Origin of the sequence: Leptospira inadai serovar Lyme str. 10 (assembly GCF_000243675.2) — a bacterium.
Classification (GTDB): domain Bacteria; phylum Spirochaetota; class Leptospiria; order Leptospirales; family Leptospiraceae; genus Leptospira_B; species Leptospira_B inadai.
Map to the genome: position 1 here is coordinate 1 of NZ_AHMM02000015.1, position 18,162 is coordinate 18,162.

Here is an 18,162-nt window from a genome sequence, read left to right on the forward strand (position 1 = left end):
AGAATGTACTATATTTGAATATCAATATTTTATAATATTTAAATATACAACAGGCGACGGCGACATTATCCCAAAAGACCCCCGCGAATCGCCCATGCCAGTTCGCTGGAAGAAATTTTTAACTCGAATTAATTTCGGTGCATTCCCGAAGGAAATTCAATAACCTTTCGAGTCGCATAGACGATCGATTAAAGAACGTACAAATTAATAAGGAAACGTATGGCAGAATCAGATTTAGATCTCTTACTGGAAGAGGACGAATTAGACGACGAAGATACACTGGAGAATAAGTACTTAATATTTTCGCTCGGCGAGAGAGAATACGGAATCGAAATAAAGTACATCACCGAAATCATAGGAATGCAGCCGATCACGGAAGTCCCGGACATGCCTCAGTTCATCAAAGGAGTGACGAATCTGCGAGGAAAAGTCGTCCCTCTCATAGACGTGCGACTACGCTTTCGAATGGAAAGTATTCCTTATTCGGATAGAACTTGCGTTATCATTTTGAATTTCGAAGGAGAACATCTCGGACTGATCGTGGATACGGTCCGGGAAGTGGTAACCATTTCCGTTAATCAAACCGAACCCGCACCCAAAATAGGCGACGGTGAGGGAAACCGTTTCATTTCCTGCTTCGGCAAGGTCGGCGACTCCGTCAAGATTCTTCTAGATGTGCGAAGGTTATTGCACGATGAAGAATTAGAAATTTTGCATAAAACGATTCCGGCGAATGAATCTCCGATCGTAAATCAAGGTGGAAGAATATGAGTGTTAAAACAAAACTGATAATAGGATTTTCGACGGTACTCAGCTTGCAAGTGTTGGTCGCCGGTTTCGCAGGAATACGTTTTTTTCAGATGAACGAGGCTACCACGAACGTCATCAATGTATCCGCAAAGAAAGCCGCCATGGGAATAGACATTCGGACCTTATTGCTCATGATTACGCGAGCCGAAAAGAACAGCATTCTGTCTACGGAAGAAGGCGAGATGAAGGTATACATCGCCGATGCATACCGCTATTCTACGGAAGTGGAAAAATTATATGGGGATATTTATCCTTTATTAAGCGTCGCAGGCAAAAAGGACATGGATGAAATCAGATCCAATCTTTTTCCCGCCTATAAGAAAGATCTAAAAATCGTATTGGATCTGGCTTTCTTGAATAAAAACGTGGAGGCTAGAAAAATATCTCAAACGATCCTTCGAAACCATTTCGATAAAATCGAAAAATTATTGGGGCAGATCATCCAGAGAGCCGAAAAGGAGCAGGAACAGGCGAACAAATTCACGGATGAGCTATCTTCAAGCACCCTCACGCTGATGGCGATCGTATCGGTTTCCGCAATTCTGATCGGAATCGCATTTTCAACTTGGATCACTCTAAGCGTTAATAAAGCGTTATCGACCGCCTTGGAAGTCGTCAATTCGGTCTCCGCCGCGGCCGCGCAAGTGTCGGCTACCGCGTTTTCTCTAAGTCAAGCTGCCAACGAACAGGCCGCAAGTTTGGAGGAAACGACCGCGGCCGTCGAAGAGATGTCCTCCACCATCGAACAAAATTCGCATAATGCAAAAGAGACCAATTCAATGGCGGAAAGTTCCGCAAAAGACGCAAGTAAGGGAAGAAAATCGGTTTTAGAAACGTTGACCGCCATGCGGAAAATATCCGCTAAAATTAATATTATAGAAGAGATCGCCTATCAAACGAATCTTCTCGCACTAAATGCGGCTATCGAAGCTGCAAGAGCGGGTAAACACGGAAAAGGATTCGCGGTAGTAGCCGACGAGGTAAGAAAGCTTGCCGAGCGCAGCCAGGTCGCCGCGCAGGAAATCAACGGACTATCCAAGGATTCCGTGGATCGCGCCGAAGATGCGGGAAAACTAATAGAGGAAATCGTACCGAGCATCGAACAAACCGCAAAGCTAATCCAAGAGATTACAGTCTCATCCGACGAGCAAGCTCGAGGTATCACCCAAATCAATACGGCTATGATCCAACTAGACCAATCCACTCAAGAGAATGCCGCCGCTTCCGAGGAATTAGCTTCCACGTCCAACGAGTTAAGCGAACAAGCGGAAATTCTGTTGCGAGTGATGGGAACCTTGATTAAAATAAAGGAGGACGTCCTTAAAGCCGCGGAGTTAAATCGAAGGAACAAAAAATCGAAAGAACAATCGCGAAAAAATTCGGCAACCCCGCAGATTGCGTCCCACCACTTTGATATTAAAAGAGCGGCATCTCATTTCGGAACCCCGAAAACGAACGCGTCGAAGGGAGGCAACGGAAAGAGAGAATTTCAATCGCTTCTAGAGGAAAGCGAATCTTCCGTAGACGAAGAATTTGCCGCAAGTTCCGAAGAAACGAATAGCGAAATTAAATTATAATACGCCGATGGATCGCAAGACTCTTTTATTCGAATTCGTTTCCGAGGCCCGGGATTTAATCGATTCTGCGGAAGACGCCCTTCTCTCTCTGGAGGACGAAATCGAATCCCAGGGAGAAGGGAAACCGGACACCGTCAATAGAGCATTCCGGTTTTTTCATACGCTCAAGGGATCTTCCGGACTTCTCAAACTTGAAACAGTCGTAAAGATAACGCATTTAGCGGAAACGCTGCTGGATGTACTGCGCAATCTTCCTAAAGTGACCGAACTGCCTTTTAGCGAAGATCTAACGCATACTCTGGATTTGCTCAGGAAGATCTTCGATCAGATAGAAGCGTCCGGTTCCGATTCCGGTTTTGATGATGAAACCGAAACCGTTCGGAACCTTTTGAAAAAGAGATTGGATCAAATTTCCCAATTCGAAAAACCGAATGAACCCGAAAAGAAGGCGGCCGCCTTCGGATTTTTTGATGAAGGCAAAGCGGGCCCGAAAGAGAAAGCATTCGGTTTTTTTGATGAATTAGAAATACCGGACGATCAAAAATCGAAACGACTTCCTATTTCCGAAAATCCCGTTCCACAGTCCATCGCCACCCCGAAAATCGAAGAAACGTTTATGCCGGAACGTAAAAAAGATATCCGTATTTCGACGGAAAAACTCGATCAATTGATGGATTTTATCGGGGAACTAGTGATTGCAGAATCGAATGTGATTCATCATCCCGAACTGGAAAATTTGAACTTGGAAGGATTTCGTTCCGCAGCGAGACACCTGCACAAAATCGTCAGGGATGTACAGGAAGTCTCCCTATCTATGAGAATGATTCCCTTATCCGGTACATTCCAAAAAATGAATCGTTTGGTTCGAGACTTGCAAAAGCGATCCCATAAACAGGTGGACCTACGCATAGTGGGAGAAGAGACGGAGATAGATAAGTCCGTAGTCGAAATCATTCAGGACCCTATCATTCACTTGCTCCGAAATGCGATCGATCATGGACTGGAATCTCCCGAAATGAGAAGGGAATCCGGTAAGAAAGAAAAAGGAATCATCCGACTCCAAGCTAGACAATCCGCAAACGAAGTTTGGATTCTGATCAATGACGACGGTCGCGGCCTGGATCGGGAGCTTATCCTGCAAAAAGCCCGTGAAAAAAACCTAATACGCGGTAACGGAGAGGAAATGAGCGACAAGGAAGTTTTCCAGCTGATTTTCACCCCCGGTTTTTCCACTGCGGAAAAGCTAACCGATATCTCAGGGCGAGGAGTCGGTATGGATATCGTTCTACAAAATATCCGAAAACTGAACGGTAAGGTCGAAATACGATCTAAGAAAGGCGAAGGAACGACTTTCATTTTAAGAATTCCCTTAACGCTGGGAATAATCGAAGGTACTATCTTCGAAGTGGGAGGGACCTATCTAACCGTGCCGACCGTCGAGATAAGCGAGTTGGTAAGTCTTAAAGGCCAAAGCATTATTCGGCCATATCAAGATCAGGAAGTTTTGGACCTAAGAGGCATTTATATTCCGATTATAAAAATCAACGATCTACTCGGACTGAGATCTAAATTGGACTATAATAGCCCCAATCCCGTTTTAATCATCCTGGAGAATGACGACAGGTTCTTAGGAGTACTCGTGGATAATGTATTAGGAAATCAAAATGTAGTTATTAAACCGATTACTTCTTCCATCAAAAAAACTAAAGGCGTCAGCGGATTCACTATTCTCGGGAACGGGCGAGTAAGTTTGATTTTGGACTCTAAATTCTTATTCGAAAAATTTCAGCCTCCGACTCGCAGCGATGTTAGTAATGTCGGCAATCGAGAAAAAGTAAAATCTTAACGGGTACGATTGATGATTCGAGTGTACATTATCGACGATAATCGAATCGTTCGCGAAATCATAGCCGGTCAATTATCGGAAGATCCTCGTTTCGAAGTAGTGGGTGCGAGTACCGCCACGGAAGCTATGAGGGAGCTTCCGAAAGTAAATCCGGACGTTTTGACTTTAGATGTGGAAATGCCCGACATCGGCGGGATTGAATTTCTTCGATGGCTTATGCCTAAGAATCCTATTCCCGTCATTATGCTAAGCTCATATACGGAGAGCGGCGCTAAGATTACCTTAGATTCGCTCGAAGCCGGCGCCATAGAATTCGTTCCGAAGGCGGACGGGAGCGAAGAGGATTTTTTCCGAATGATTTTGGAATTAAAGAATAAGATCCGAGCTTGCGCCAGAACCGACGTAAATAAGCTCCTTCGCAGAAAGAAACTCGTAATCACAGGATTCGGTTTCGGCGATAGGAAAAAGGTCGCCGATATAAAACTGATCGCCCTAGGTGCATCGACCGGTGGAACTCAAGCGCTGGAATTCCTACTGAGGAATTTACCTATCGGCCTTCCTCCGATCGTAATCGTTCAACATATGCCTCCTAAGTTCACGACAATGTTTGCCGCCAGATTAAACGACATCTCCCCTTTGCGGATCGTCGAAGCGGAAAACGGAATGGAAATCTCTAAGAATACCGTCTATATTGCACCCGGTGATTTTCACATGGGATTAGATCATCATAATACGACCTTTTCGCTTAACGTTTTCAAAAGCGAAAAGGTGACGGGTCATCGACCATCCGTGAACGTCCTATTTCGCTCGATCGCCGCATCTCCCTTGGCGGAATTTAGCGCCGCCTTTCTATTAACGGGTATGGGTAAAGACGGAGCCGAAGGTATGAAGGCGATGCGCGATCGAGGCTCTTTAACTTTCGGGCAGGACGAAGCGACTTCGGTGGTATACGGGATGCCCAGGGAGGCATTCGAAATAGGCGCCGTTCAAGAACAGATTTCATTGGATTCCGTTCCGGATAAGATCGCAAAACTGTGTTTAGGCGAATTCGAAAATTCGATATGAATTCATACAAATAATAGGAGAATTTAATGGTTAAGATTCTATGTGTCGACGATGCGCCCACCGTATTAAAGCTTCTGGAATTCACCCTTTCCGAGGAAGGATATTCGGTTACGAAAGCCTCCGGGCCTGACGAAGCGATGGCCAAGATCGAAAGCGAGGGACCGTTCGATCTAGGGATCTTCGACGTTAATATGCCCGGAAAAACCGGGATCGAACTCACCAAGGACGTTTTGCGGACGGAGAAAGGAAAGAACACGAAAATTCTCATCTTGACTACCGAATCAAGCGACGCAATGAAGTCGGCTGGAAAAGACGCAGGGGCAAGAGGATGGATGACAAAACCGTTTAACGACGAAGATTTATTAATGGCCGTAAAGAAATTACTTACGATCTAACTTCGGCATTTAGGAAGCCGCTAGAAAATATTTCAAGCGGCGACCGATTTTAAACTCTCAGATTTTCCAGTACAACTTCTTCTTGTCTAACACGTATAAAATTCCGAACCAAAGAAGCACGTTACTCGACGCATATGCCAAAGATGCGAATTCCGACGTAGGGGCCCAGACCAGAAATCCATTTTGAAACAAAAACGTCTTGAGGTTTATCGATTCTCCGGAGTTTCGGACATGGATTAAGTTCAAAGTTCTTGCCCAAATTCCCGATACGAAAAAAACGAGGATTGCGTTCCTACCGAAAGGAATCCATGGTGAGAACAGTAAATCCTTGCTTTTCATGGAAGAGGATTCGAGTAAAAGAAACAACGAAAGCAAGAGAGCAGCCGACCCTCCCGTCCATAATACGAAGCTGGAAGTCCAAAGACTTTTGTTCATCGGAAAGAATTGGTGCCAAATCCATCCGACTAGCATAAGTACGATCGCGGCAAGGATGAAGGTAAATGCAGTTTTTTGAATATTTCCCTTTGTATCCGAATCCTTTTTCAAAACCTCTCCGAAAAAAATTCCTAAGAAAGTCGTGGCGACGGCGCTAAGAGAGCCAAGCAAACCTTCAGGATCCCAGGTCTTAGAGGACTTCCAAAGATGATTTTCCCCGAAAACGATTCGATCCAACCACGCCCCCCAATCCTTCCCCGGGGACAAACTCGGGGAACCGGCACCAGGAGGCGGGGCGAATTCCAATAAGATCCAATATCCGAAAAGAATCGATATACAAATCATAATGCGAGTCCGGAAACTCGCAGAGCGATAGGCGATCGCGGAGATAAAATAGACCAAACCGATTCGCTGAAGAACTCCGGGAATTCTGAGTCGGTCCATACTCCATTCTCCGAACCAATGCAGAAATAGTCCGATGAAAATCAGAATCGAAGCCCGTTTCAGGATTTTAAAAAAAGTCCCGCCGTTCCCGATAGTGGAAAACGGAATAGAAACGCCGACTGAAAAGAGAAAAAAAGGAAACACCAAATCGGTCGGGGTACACCCGAACCACTTAGCATGTCTCAGCGGAGAATAAATGGCCGACCAGGACCCGGGATTATTTACGAGAATCATACCGGCAACGGTAAATCCCCTCAACGCATCGATGGATAAAAGCCTCTTACTAGCAAACGAGTCGTTTAATAATTCTTGTTTCACGAAATGTATTTCGTTTCGGATTTTCACCAAAGAGAGCGATGAAATTCGGTAAAACCCCAAACATTCTTGAAAGAAATTTCTTTTCCTAGGTCCGGTCGGAACGTTCCGGAGAATTTCCCTACAAATTGTCTAAAATACAATTTTGTAAAAATAAGATTCATCTTTTCTCTACGTTCACCCACCGGTTTGAATTCCAATCTTAGTCTGCCTGCTTCGTCCCATAAGCGCCAAGGCTTATAAGGATCTTCCTGGGAAAAATCGAAAATGCAACGATCGACTCGTTGCTGCTTTGCATTAATCCAAAAAGCGTTTTCGGAAAAAAAGGTTTCGTTTACCAATGCGGCGAAATTCGCTCCGATCTTAGTTTTATTAGGTAAGACGGAGGAAAAAGCCGCCCAATACCAATTTGTTTCCCTTCTTAGATATCCCCCGGACCAATCATATACTAAAGTCGATTTATTGGGATCTCTTACCAACTCTTTCTCCAAATAACGAACGGAGAGACGGGTCGGCGATAACGGGGAGCATTTTTCGGTGAAGGTCCAACGAGTCGGCTCGGAAGGATTCAAGACTCTCAAAGGATTATGCGTATTTAGGGAATATGGGAATTCTCCGGAAATCTCCAACTTTCCGTCGAACTTTGCCTCTAAGGATAAAATTCCTTCGGAGTGGGATTTACGAATCTCTAAGAATGATTTTCCTTTTCTAAATTGAATCCGATACTCGTCCGGATTTGCGGGGAATTTTAGCGCTAACCCGAGATCCGGCCCCTTAGTATTAAATTCGTATACTTTCCCTTCGTCAAAGCGATAAAGATAAGCGAATACGTTATATGCATAACCGAGACTGACCGCAGCAATTCCGACTATCGAATCTTCCATCAGGAGACCGAGATAATTGAATGTATGGAATGCAAATCGCCTTTTTAATCCTGTAATCTCCTTCCCGAAAAAATCCAGAAGACGGAAATCGTTATGATTAAATTCGATCGGAGTTTCCCAAACGCCGTACCTAACTTGATTATCGGGCCCGATGATTTTGTTCATATGTCCGATCGAGTTTTGAAGCTTGGGTGGAAAAATCAATGGATTTCCGACTCACCCGGCAAATCTGCTTTACTTTTCGCTTTTTCCTCTGAGTATAGACATACCAAGCGTTAGGAAAAAAACAAAGCCATTCTATGGGAGAAGTCCAGAGCAAGCACCCTAGTAGCAGCTATCTGCTCGAGCCTTCCGATCTCAAAACCTTAAAAGACAAGAAGACTTCGCGGGAAATTTCCCTTCTGTTATATCGGGTAATCTTTCGTTCGGACGAGGTAAGAACGGGAGCGATTAAGATCGTTAAAGAACCTTTTATCCGTACGCATTCCAATCATCCCGAACAATTCCCTCTACTCGATCGAACCAAATTCGTAAGAGATATGATCTCCTACTTTAAAGCTTCCACCGTTCTCCCTCCGGAAAAACTAGAGTCTTTTTTTACCGGGATTCATGCTGCCTTTCAAAGCGAGATCCGTTACTTACTGGGCAAAACGACCCAATTCACTTTCGACATTATGTTTCAGGTTATAGAATCGATTCTTCAAGAGATGAATCATCCCGAAGACCAAAGGACGGTGGATGTAAAAGATCGCGAGACGATTTTAAAGCACTTTAGGGCTTATAATGATCTCTCCAAAGTTTTTAATAAAATGGGAACTTCCAAAGCCGTAATCGATAAAAAGGACGAGATCATAACGGATATTTCGATCACGCATAAGGATATTACGATCATTTCCATAGAAAATATGTTCCGAAACATATTGGCTCAAATACTGCTCTCGAGAAAATACAATTGCGGAACTCTGATCGATAAGTGGTCGAATGAATATGGATTCGGACCGGAGCAGGCACATTCGATGCGGGCGTATATTTCCGAAGCCGCGGCTCTTACGGATTTTCGAACTCAGTATGCGAACGCATTGAGAGCCATCAAACCGGAAAACGAAATGGACCTGATGTTTTTACGGACTCTCTCCAATTATTATTCTTCCTGGGTCACTCAAGTCTCCGAACAAATCCCCGCCTGATTCGAGCCGATCGAATTCTGGTTACATGCGTAAAAGGGCAAATGTCTGCTATCGCGATTTCTTCCGATCGAAAAATGGTTTGAATTTTCTATCAACCGTACCAAAGTTGGAGGCGCGGAAATCCTGGGAACTTCCGAAGCCGTAATCGATAAGAAGGAGGAGATCATAAGGGATGTTTCGATCACACAGTATGAAGAGGAAAATCATATTTGATACCAAGCCATGAAATCGAAAAAAATAAATACGGATTCCAAAAAGAAGATAGAATTCGGAACCGCCGCGGTAGCCGAAGTTTTCTATAATTACCCGGAAAGAATGCGGACTAAACTTCTTTTCCTGAGGCAATTGATTTTCGACACGGCTTCGATGACGGAAAGCATCGGTCCTTTGGAAGAAACCTTAAAATGGGGTGAGCCCAGCTATCTGACGACACAAACAAAAAGCGGAAGTACGATTCGAATTCATCATAGGGAATCCCGAGCGGATGAATATGGAATTTACTTTAATTGCAAAACCACCCTGATCGAACAATTCAAAAGGAAATACCGCAATCAGTTCCGCTTCGAAGGAAATCGGAGCATCGTTTTTAAATACGACGAGCCTATCCCTGTTACCGAATTACAAGATTGCATCTCTCTAGCTTTAACGTACCATCGCAGTAAGTCGAATCGTTAAGAAAATCGCCCTTTCTTTCGATTCGGAACGGGGAAAACTAATTGTAACGCAAGAATATAATCATTACAATGAATCTCCGGGATCTCCCGATTAATAAGCGAAAAAGCTCGGCATCGACCAATAAAGAACTTCGAAGCGAATTTCCGAAAAGGATAGGAGAGCAGATTCATGTTAAGGGAAGAGTTTTACAGAACTGCAAGTAAGTATTCCGAATTGAAAGGCACAATCGACGCTCTGTGGACCGAAATCAACGTAAACTACTCGGAAAGCCATAGACATTATCATACTCTTACTCATCTAAAATCCTTTTTAGAAGGATTAAAGACCGTTCGGACAAGAATTCAAGATTGGGATAGCCTGCTGTTTGCGATGTTTTATCACGATATCATCTATGATCCTAAGGATTTCCGGAACGAGGAGAATAGTGCGGCATTAGCGGAAGAGAGATTAACCCGGATCGATGCCCCGAAACTTCTGATCTTTAAGGTTAAGGATCTTATTCTTGCCACTAAAATGCACATAACGCAGGACGATCCGGATATCCGGTATTTTTTAGATTGTGACTTATCGATTTTAGGCGCGGAACAATCGGAATATCGACGATACGCACGAAGTATCCGAAACGAATATAAAGAATATTCCGATGAAGAGTATTCGTCCGGTAGAAAAAAGGTATTGGAATATTTTTTACGGATGGACCGAATCTTTACTAGCCGGGAATTTTTCGAAACCCTTGAGGCGCAGGCTAGAGCTAATCTAAACCACGAACTCGAAGAATTGGAATAGAAAAATAATCGGCTTATTATCCGAGTCTTTTTAGAGAAAAGCCCAAGCAATAACAGGCTCCGGCAAGAACGAAATGGTAGATATCGACTTTTAAAATGCCTGCCGCCTCTCCTGCCGTTCCGATGGCAAGACCCGCAAGAATAAATAATAAAGACCCAAGGATTCCGTACATCGCGGCAGGTTTATGGGCTCCGCTATATCGTTTAACGCAAGAGACGATGATAGTTATAAAAGATAAGGCCCCGATGAATGTGGAATAGCCTCCTAAAGCCATCCAACGATCCGCTAACGACAGTAAAACGAGAAAAAGAGAAATCGTAATCCAATTCCTGGGGCTGATCCTCCCGAAAGTTCCGGTAAAAAAGGCCAAGCCGATCCAAGGAACTCCGACTTGGGCGGCAAATCCGATCACGATTCGGTAGATAGGTTCGATTACCGTAACTCCTGCGAAAAATAAACTCCCGAGAGCGGCACCGATAGCGATGGAATAGAATCCCCAGGCTCCGCTTCGTTTATTCCAATTACCGTGAAGTCGGAATCCTGTCCAGGCTGCAACGGCCGCCAGGATAAAATCGGATATAACTGTGCTCGTTTGCATGAAGGGTATTGAATAAGAGACTGGATAAATTGCAAGTCCGATTAAGGCTTCTTTCACTCTTATAGAGGTCCCGATTTATGATAAAAATTCATTCCGATGCAACGCGATTTCCGACCGAATCGATTCTGGACAGTCTAATTTTCCGTATGCCAAATCCTCCCTTAACGCAATCGATTCAACTGAATAACGGAATACGGATGCCGGTCCTCGGTCTTGGAGTCTGGAAAACCAAATCCGGAAAGGAATGCAGAGACGCGGTTAACTGGGCTTTGGAAGCGGGGTATCGTCATATCGATACCGCAAAGATTTACGGAAACGAGCAGGACGTCGGCGCCGCAATTAAGGAAAGCGGAATCCCTAGAGATCAAATCTTCGTTACGACTAAATTATGGAATTCCGACCAAAAGGAACCGCGCAGAAATTTGGAACTCTCCTTAAAGAGTTTAGGTTTGGAATCGATCGATTTATATCTGATTCATTTTCCTATCTCAGGTACAAGAAAGCAGGCTTGGAAAGAGTTGGAAAAATTTTACGATGAAGGTTTAGTAAAATCGATCGGAGTCAGTAACTACACGATCTCTCATCTGGAGGAACTCCTTCCTCAGGCGGAAATCATTCCTGCAGTGAACCAAGTGGAATTCCATCCCTTCTTGAATCAGAAAGAATTAGCCGCTAAGTGCAAGGAGAACGGAATCATTCTGGAAGCGTACAGCCCCCTAGCGCACGGGAGAAAAATCAACGACCCTAAATTGATTTCCATCGCTCAAAAAATCGGAAAGACTCCCGCCCAAGTTTTGATTCGCTGGGCGATCGATAAAGGATTCGTAGTAATTCCTAAATCGGTAAAAAAGGAACGGTTAGTGGAAAACTCTCAGGTATTTGACTTCTCCTTATCTCAAAGCGAACTTCAAGATATGGAATCTTGGAATGAAGATTTCAGAACCTGCTGGGATCCGACAGGAGCCTGAGGCAGAGGACTGAAGACGGAGGACAGATGACAGAACATTGATGAGCGGAGATTCCATGTTCTACAGGAAGATTCCTCCGTTATCAGTAGATTTTTCGTTTAACCCCGCTGCCTTCCAACCTCGAGCAGCTACTGTCCTCTGAAAGCGGCAACGATGTGCAGGGTGCGAAGCAGTCGCAGCGCTTCCAGATAACGGTTTATGTTAAGAGAAAAGAGTTGCTGAGACCGCAGCGGAAGCGAAGCCCGGAGCAGCGTGACCCGGAACGAAGTGAAGGGGGCCGCCCGTGCTGAGGACAGCGGACTGAGGACAGTACATTGATAAACGGAGTTTCCATGTTCTACAGGAAGATTCCTCCATTATCAGCAGATTTTTCGTCTAACCCCCGCTGCCTTCCAACCTTGAGCAGCTTCTGTCTTCAGTCCTCAGACCTCTGTCCTCTGTCCTCTGAAAAAAGATTGACATTTGAGAAAAGTCGCCGTCTAAATAGAGATAGTTTAATCTTAAACTAATATGGGAAGTCATTTCAAAGGAAAGCCAAGAGACGTCAAAATCCTGGATGCGTACATCAAGTTAGGCCGTTGCACCGATTCGATACGCTCTATGGAGGATAAAGTTTTGAGTCAGTTCGGCTTGACAAGCGGTCAATTCGGCTGTTTGGAAACCCTGCATCACCTCGGTCCGATGTGTCAGAAAGCAATCGGGCAAAAGATTTTTTCCTGCGAAGGTAATATCACTCAAATCGTGGATAATCTCGAAAAAAGAGGCCTCGTCCAACGAGTTAGAAGTGAGGAAGACAGAAGATATTTCATCGTCAACCTAACCGACTCCGGAAAAGAACTCATCAGCAAGGTTTTCCCTTCTTACCTTGAGCACCTTAAAGACCGAATGTCTCCTCTTTCCGATGATGATTTAAAACAACTGGGACAAATCTGTAAGACCGTGGGTCTTCGGGATCTGTAAGGACGGGAGGAGCCGATGTTTTTTGGATTATTCGGACCACTACTTTAATATTAAACTATTAATTAATAGACTATACTATAACAAATCATTTGGAGGATTTTGACATGATCGAAAGAATTCTCAAAACTGATAAGGACATAACGTCTTTTATTCTGCGAATTGTGTTGGCCGTCGTGTTTTTTCCGCACGGAGCGCAAAAAGTATTGGGTTGGTTCGGAGGCCACGGATTTTCGGGAACACTAGGCCTCTTTACTGCACAGGGAACTCCGACGTTATTCGTTCTTCTTCTACTCGCGGCGGAATTTCTCGGTCCCATCGGCCTTGCACTCGGCCTATTCACTAGAATAGCCGCAGCAGGCATTGCGGTCGCGATGACTGTCGCTCTATTGGTCCATATTCCTCACGGATTTTTTATTAACTGGGCGGGAAACCAACAGGGTGAAGGTATAGAATTCCATCTCCTTGCGATTGCAATCTCGATCGTTCTTCTAATCAAAGGATCCGGTTGGGCATCAGTAGACGGTATTATCGCGGACGAAAAATAAAATTTTAAAATAGGAAACTCCAACAAATCGATTCCAAAGGATATCGAACCGCGATCGTGGAATCCGATGCATATCTAACTACCTCAATTTCGGGGGCCATCGGCCCCCTTTTTTTTCTTATCTGTTCCGTCCCGACGATTTTTTCCTCAATTGAGCGAGATTAGTCAAAAAGGATTATTAAACAACATACTATATATTAAGAAACCTGCAAATCCCCGTGAAACTTAAAAATAAAATATCTATTTCCGTTCCTATTTTTCGGGTCCATCCTGATCGAAAAGCAAAAAGGAATATTTTTCGTTCAAAGATAGTCTATTATTGCTGGTTATGAAGCGAAGAAAGAAGTATGGCGCTTTGAACTGGATCCGACGATCCGTTTCGAATTATGTAGCTCCAGACGAATCGATTCGGGACGGTTTACCTTTTTGGCGGGAATCGGTTCTTTCTTCCATGATTTTAGCGATGACCGTATTGGGAACGATCGCGTACATTCCGAGCACGTTATTGGCTTTTGAGGAAACGCGAACTTCCGTTATTTTCATAAATACCTTCGCAATGCTCTTGCTTTATATTTTATTCTTCGGAAAAAAACTACCGTTTCCGTTACGTTCTTGCGGAGTACTATTCTTAAATTTCCTTTTGGGAGCTTCCCTTCTCATCGCACTCGGACCGGAAGGAGGAGGAATGATATGGCTATTCCCTTTTCCGGTTCTTACGGGGGTTTTGTTCGGCATCATCCCCTGCCTCCTCGCCCTATTCGGAAATTTTTTAGCGGTTCTAACCACCGCGATCGCGCTATCGCAATTTCAACTAACGTGGTCGATGCCTCAGGATAGATTCTTCGTCGTCGGGTTTAACTTCCTGATCTCGAATGCGATCGTCTGCCTTACGGTTACCGTTTTAATGCTGGGATTACAACGAAATATCGAAAGGAAAAATAATCTATTGGAGAATTTGAAGAAAAGACGTTCTCAAATCGTTCGATCCAAGAATCATCTGGAATCGGAGATAATCCAAAGAGGGAACGTCGAAAAGCGATTAGCGGAACACTTGAAGGAAAAAGAAATACTTTTGCAGGAAATCCATCACCGAGTGAAAAATAATCTTCAAATCGTTTCCGGAATGCTAAACCTTCAAAACTTATATACCCAGGATACGCAAGCTATCGAAGTCTTGGAAAAGGCCCAGGATAGAATTCGGGCCATGGCTCTGATCCATGATCATCTTTACCAACAAGGCAAATTCTCCACCGTGTTCATGAATAAATATCTGGAATCTTTAATAAACCATCTGATCGTTTCCCAAGCTCCTCCCGGAAATCGAATCCGATTCGAAACGGAATGGGAACAAATCCTGATTCCGATGGAAAAAGCGATCCCTTGCGGACTTATAGTCAACGAGCTCATTTCCAATGCGCTTAAACACGCATTTCCCGACGGACGTAAAGGTACGATCACCGTTCGGCTGGAAGAGCGTCAGGACGGATTGGCTCTTTGCGTCAAGGACGACGGGGTCGGCCTACCGAAAAACTCCTCCGCGTTTTTATTTTTGTCCGAAGGAAGAATGCCGATCGCGGACGGAGATAAGCGCGATTCGTTAGGACTGATGATCATTCAGTCTTTAGCAGGACAGCTTAAGGCGAAACTTCAACTGGAGCCTTTTGAGGGGACTTCGATCAGGCTCGAATTTTCCAGGTTTTGAGCCTATCGACGATTTCATATTTCTCTCGGACGAGCCGGTTTCCTCTTGTCCAACTCGTAAGTAATAAAATCCCGTTCCTGAATTTTCCAAGTCTAACTTGTATAAAATGAACGTAGTAAAACACGACGAACAGGCCCATACCTTCGTATTGATTCAAGACGGTTTCGAGGCGCATCTGGATTATAATGAAATCGGAAAGGAAGTCTGGAATCTGACCCACACTTTCGTACCCGGTAGTTTGCGCGGAAAAGGATTGGCATCCGTTTTAGTAAAGACCGCTTTAGACGCCGCAAGAAAGTCCGGGAAAAAAATCATTCCCTCTTGTTCCTATGTGGAAACTTATCTGAAACGAAATCCGGATTATTCCGATTTAATAAGCGAATGATCCATCATATAGCGATCGCAACGGATCGCATAGATTTATTAAAATCCTTTTACGGTAGCCTGCCGGGTATAGAATTCGAAAAAGATCATTTGTTTTCGGACGGATCTATCCGATCCAGCTGGTTTCGATCCGGAGAAGCGTTGATCATGATCGAGCGGGAAGAATTTCGAAAAGGACCCCAAGCCTTGGTCTTTCGCGCAAATTCTTCCGATAACAAGAAGTTGATCGAAAAGCAATTCGGAGACAGGATCGAATCCCGGACGGAGTACACGATTTACCTACGAGACCCCGACGGCAACCGAATCGGATTCAGTTCCTACCCGAATCCTTGGAATGCGTGACGGTCTGTGATCGGTTACCTATTTTTTAAGAAACCATTCCTTTAGCCGCAAGATACGAAGTCGTCCAAGCATTCTGAAAATTGAATCCTCCGGTGATTCCGTCGATATCCAGGACCTCCCCGGCAAAATGAAGTCCTGGAACCAGACGACTTTCCATCGTTTTGAAGTTCACCTCTTTGCGCCGAATTCCCCCGCAAGTCACGAATTCTTCCTTGAAGGCCCCCTTGCCTTCGATTTGCAACACGCTTCTTTTCAGAGTTTCCTCCACCTCGTGCATTTCCTTGGACGAAATTTCGGACCAGCGCTTGTCTCCGACTTTCTCCCAAATTCTTTCCCAAAACCTCGAAGCAAAATGGAATTCAGGATGAGCGGAAGGTTTACGCGAAGGATTTTTTTGTTTCAATGTTTTCAATATTTCCCGAATCTCTTCCCTAGATCGATCCGGTATCCAATCCACGAGTAAAGCGGTTCTATATTCGCAGTCGGCGAGTTCCCGCGCCGCCCAGGCGGAAAGTTTTAGGACGGAGGGTCCGCTTAATCCCCAATGAGTGATCAATATCGGCCCTCTTTGTTTCAATTTAAAATCGGGCAGAGTGACCTCCACTTCGGGAAGAGACAATCCTTGCAATCCTTCTATTAGAAAATCAGAAATTTCGAATGTGAATAGGGACGGGGCCGGTGTTTCGATAGTATGGCCCATATTTTTGGCCCAATCCCAAGCTTTTCGCGAAGAGCCCGATGCCAGCAGGACTTTATCAAACTCCTCTTCTCCGCCTTCCCATTTTACGAGAAACCTATTTTTCGATTCGTTCTCGCGAGGATATATTCCCAAAACCGGAACTTTAGTTCGAATCGTAACTCCGTTCCGTTTCGCTTCCTGCAATAAGCAATCCACGATCGTTCCAGAATCGTCCGTGATCGGAAACATTCTGCCGTCGGCCTCCGTCTTCAGACGAACGCCTCGATGTTCGAACCAATCGATCGTATCCTTCGGTTGAAAACTTTCGAACGCGTGTCGCAATTCCTTTCCGCCTCGAGGATAACGTTTTGCTAATTCTTCCGGATCGAAGCAGGCGTGCGTAACGTTGCATCTTCCTCCTCCGGAAATTCTTACTTTTGATAAGACATTCGGCGATTTTTCGAGCAAGGTTACTTCGCAATGACCGTCCGAAAGCAGACGGCTTTGAATCGCGCCGAAAAAGCCCGCCGCTCCACCGCCGATGACCGCAATTTTCTTAGCCTCTATCAAGGTCGGCAAATTCTTCTCCGATCTTTATTTTTAGTACGAAATCGAATTCTCAAGACGAGACCTAGTCTTGGGCGGGAATTTCGCCCATTTTTCCGGCGGAATAATCTTCAAAAGCCTCTTGGATTTCGGTCGACGTATTCATCACAAACGGACCGTAACGAGCGACGGGCTCTTGGATAGGAACTCCACCAAGGATGAGAACCTCCCATTCGAAATCCTGAGGAGCTCGTAATGCAATCGCTCCCATCTCGTTTCCGTAATATATCGTTTCCCCTTCCTCGACTTCCGTTTCGGCTTCCGAATCGATCACCGTTCCCGAGCCGACGAAAGGATATGCCAAAGCGGTAAAACCGTTCGGAATTTGTATTTCCGCCCACGATCCGGGAGAAAGCTTTAAATGAAAAAATACGATAGGTGTTTGGGTTTGTATGACTGCGGAGGTCCCCCATAAATCTCCCGCGATAACTTTGGCCCACACTCCGTCCTTTTCCACGATCGGTAGTTCTTCTGAATTTACTTCCTGGTATCGAGGAGATATTAATTTTCTTTCTTTCGGAAGATTCACCCAGATTTGAAACCCGTGCATTCTACCGCCTTTTTTCCGGAATTCCTCCGAAGGAAGTTCGGAATGGATTAATCCTGCACCGGCCGTCATCCATTGGATTCCTCCCGCATTGAGTCTTCCCGCATGACCCCATGAATCCTTATGTTCCATTTCCCCGGAAAGAAGATAGGTTACCGTTTCAAATCCTCTATGCGGATGGTCCGGAGCCCCGATCGCCTCGCCCGGTCCGTATACGATCGGTCCCATTTCGTCCAAAAGTAAAAATGGATCCCAGTAGGAAAAACCGGAAACCGGGAACGGCCTTCGCACCGGAAACCCTCCTCCCTCCAGCGTTTTTTCCGCCATTCTCGTCCCAATAATTCGTCTAAAACCCATAATTTCCTCGATGTTATTTATTGGACTTTGGATCGATAAGTAGAGGGAAGTCTTTT

At 44.8% G+C, this 18,162-nt stretch carries 19 protein-coding genes; 14 read left to right on the forward strand and 5 right to left on the reverse strand.

The genetic code is table 11. From position 1 onward, the window contains the following. Window positions 1–219: 219 nt before the first annotated feature. Genes LEP1GSC047_RS03670 through LEP1GSC047_RS03690 form a run of 5 tightly spaced genes read left to right on the forward strand, consistent with a single transcriptional unit; the run spans window position 220 to window position 5,693 of the window. Window positions 220–771 carry a chemotaxis protein CheW gene (locus LEP1GSC047_RS03670; RefSeq protein WP_010414286.1) on the forward strand — a complete coding sequence of 184 codons (552 nt, stop codon included), beginning with the start codon at window positions 220–222 and terminating at the stop codon, window positions 769–771. Then, window positions 768–2,387, forward strand: a complete 1,620-nt coding sequence (locus tag LEP1GSC047_RS22475; RefSeq protein WP_010414288.1) for a HAMP domain-containing methyl-accepting chemotaxis protein — start codon at window positions 768–770, stop codon at window positions 2,385–2,387. Before LEP1GSC047_RS03670 ends, LEP1GSC047_RS22475 begins: the two co-directional genes overlap by 4 nt. A gap of 7 nt (window positions 2,388–2,394) precedes the next feature. After that, window positions 2,395–4,233, forward strand: a complete 1,839-nt coding sequence (locus LEP1GSC047_RS03680; RefSeq protein WP_020988447.1) for a chemotaxis protein CheA — start codon at window positions 2,395–2,397, stop codon at window positions 4,231–4,233. 12 nt (window positions 4,234–4,245) lie between these two features. Continuing rightward, entirely contained in the window at window positions 4,246–5,298 is a 1,053-nt protein-coding gene (gene cheB, locus LEP1GSC047_RS03685) for a chemotaxis-specific protein-glutamate methyltransferase CheB (protein ID WP_010414292.1), read from the forward strand. 26 nt (window positions 5,299–5,324) lie between these two features. Then, window positions 5,325–5,693, forward strand: a complete 369-nt coding sequence (locus LEP1GSC047_RS03690) for a response regulator (RefSeq protein WP_010414295.1) — start codon at window positions 5,325–5,327, stop codon at window positions 5,691–5,693. A gap of 57 nt (window positions 5,694–5,750) precedes the next feature. Here the strand turns inward: LEP1GSC047_RS03690 and LEP1GSC047_RS03695 are convergent, their stop codons facing one another. Continuing rightward, entirely contained in the window at window positions 5,751–6,890 is a 1,140-nt protein-coding gene (locus LEP1GSC047_RS03695; protein ID WP_020988481.1) for an acyltransferase family protein, read from the reverse strand. A 23-nt stretch (window positions 6,891–6,913) separates the two neighbouring features. Further along, the gene (locus LEP1GSC047_RS03700; RefSeq protein ID WP_039934256.1) at window positions 6,914–7,936 is read right to left on the reverse strand and encodes a DUF2804 domain-containing protein; all 1,023 of its coding nucleotides are present in this window, start codon (window positions 7,934–7,936) and stop codon (window positions 6,914–6,916) included. A gap of 134 nt (window positions 7,937–8,070) precedes the next feature. Here LEP1GSC047_RS03700 and LEP1GSC047_RS03705 point away from each other — a divergent pair, with 134 nt between their 5' ends. From LEP1GSC047_RS03705 to LEP1GSC047_RS03720, 3 genes are all read left to right on the forward strand, one after another. Then, on the forward strand, window positions 8,071–8,958 hold the full coding sequence (locus LEP1GSC047_RS03705; protein WP_010414302.1) for an LIC_13029 family protein: 888 nt from the start codon (window positions 8,071–8,073) through the stop codon (window positions 8,956–8,958). A gap of 222 nt (window positions 8,959–9,180) precedes the next feature. After that, window positions 9,181–9,633, forward strand: coding sequence for a DUF1801 domain-containing protein (locus LEP1GSC047_RS03715; RefSeq protein ID WP_010414308.1), 453 nt, complete (start codon window positions 9,181–9,183; stop codon window positions 9,631–9,633). Window positions 9,634–9,801: 168 nt separating this feature from the next. Beyond that, entirely contained in the window at window positions 9,802–10,419 is a 618-nt protein-coding gene (locus tag LEP1GSC047_RS03720; RefSeq protein WP_010414309.1) for an HD domain-containing protein, read from the forward strand. A gap of 16 nt (window positions 10,420–10,435) precedes the next feature. Here the strand turns inward: LEP1GSC047_RS03720 and LEP1GSC047_RS03725 are convergent, their stop codons facing one another. Continuing rightward, on the reverse strand, window positions 10,436–11,074 hold the full coding sequence (locus LEP1GSC047_RS03725; RefSeq protein WP_010414312.1) for a DUF6962 family protein: 639 nt from the start codon (window positions 11,072–11,074) through the stop codon (window positions 10,436–10,438). 89 nt (window positions 11,075–11,163) lie between these two features. On the opposite strand from LEP1GSC047_RS03725, the gene LEP1GSC047_RS03730 reads away from it, so the two are divergent. The 6 genes from LEP1GSC047_RS03730 to LEP1GSC047_RS03755 all read left to right on the forward strand — a co-directional run bounded on the left by LEP1GSC047_RS03730 (window position 11,164) and on the right by LEP1GSC047_RS03755 (window position 15,917). Beyond that, complete coding sequence (locus tag LEP1GSC047_RS03730; protein ID WP_039934259.1) at window positions 11,164–11,985, forward strand: aldo/keto reductase; 822 nt, start codon at window positions 11,164–11,166, stop codon at window positions 11,983–11,985. Between the two features lie 510 nt (window positions 11,986–12,495). After that, entirely contained in the window at window positions 12,496–12,945 is a 450-nt protein-coding gene (locus tag LEP1GSC047_RS03735; protein WP_010414316.1) for a MarR family winged helix-turn-helix transcriptional regulator, read from the forward strand. 104 nt (window positions 12,946–13,049) lie between these two features. Next, the gene (locus LEP1GSC047_RS03740; protein ID WP_010414318.1) at window positions 13,050–13,490 is read left to right on the forward strand and encodes a DoxX family protein; all 441 of its coding nucleotides are present in this window, start codon (window positions 13,050–13,052) and stop codon (window positions 13,488–13,490) included. Window positions 13,491–13,817: 327 nt separating this feature from the next. Next, window positions 13,818–15,191, forward strand: coding sequence for a sensor histidine kinase (locus LEP1GSC047_RS03745; protein ID WP_010414320.1), 1,374 nt, complete (start codon window positions 13,818–13,820; stop codon window positions 15,189–15,191). Window positions 15,192–15,297: 106 nt separating this feature from the next. Beyond that, window positions 15,298–15,576 (forward strand): GNAT family N-acetyltransferase, encoded by a 279-nt coding sequence (locus LEP1GSC047_RS03750; RefSeq protein ID WP_020988437.1) that lies wholly within the window; start codon window positions 15,298–15,300, stop codon window positions 15,574–15,576. Continuing rightward, a complete protein-coding gene (locus tag LEP1GSC047_RS03755) occupies window positions 15,573–15,917 on the forward strand; it encodes a VOC family protein (protein ID WP_010414324.1) in 345 nt (114 codons plus the stop codon). Before LEP1GSC047_RS03750 ends, LEP1GSC047_RS03755 begins: the two co-directional genes overlap by 4 nt. A 25-nt stretch (window positions 15,918–15,942) precedes the next feature. On the opposite strand, the gene LEP1GSC047_RS03760 is transcribed toward LEP1GSC047_RS03755, so the two are convergent. After that, on the reverse strand, window positions 15,943–17,175 hold the full coding sequence (locus tag LEP1GSC047_RS03760) for a BaiN/RdsA family NAD(P)/FAD-dependent oxidoreductase (protein ID WP_010414326.1): 1,233 nt from the start codon (window positions 17,173–17,175) through the stop codon (window positions 15,943–15,945). Window positions 17,176–17,227: 52 nt separating this feature from the next. Continuing rightward, window positions 17,228–18,106 carry a pirin family protein gene (locus LEP1GSC047_RS03765; protein WP_010414328.1) on the reverse strand — a complete coding sequence of 293 codons (879 nt, stop codon included), beginning with the start codon at window positions 18,104–18,106 and terminating at the stop codon, window positions 17,228–17,230. Between the last annotated feature and the right edge of the window lie 56 nt (window positions 18,107–18,162).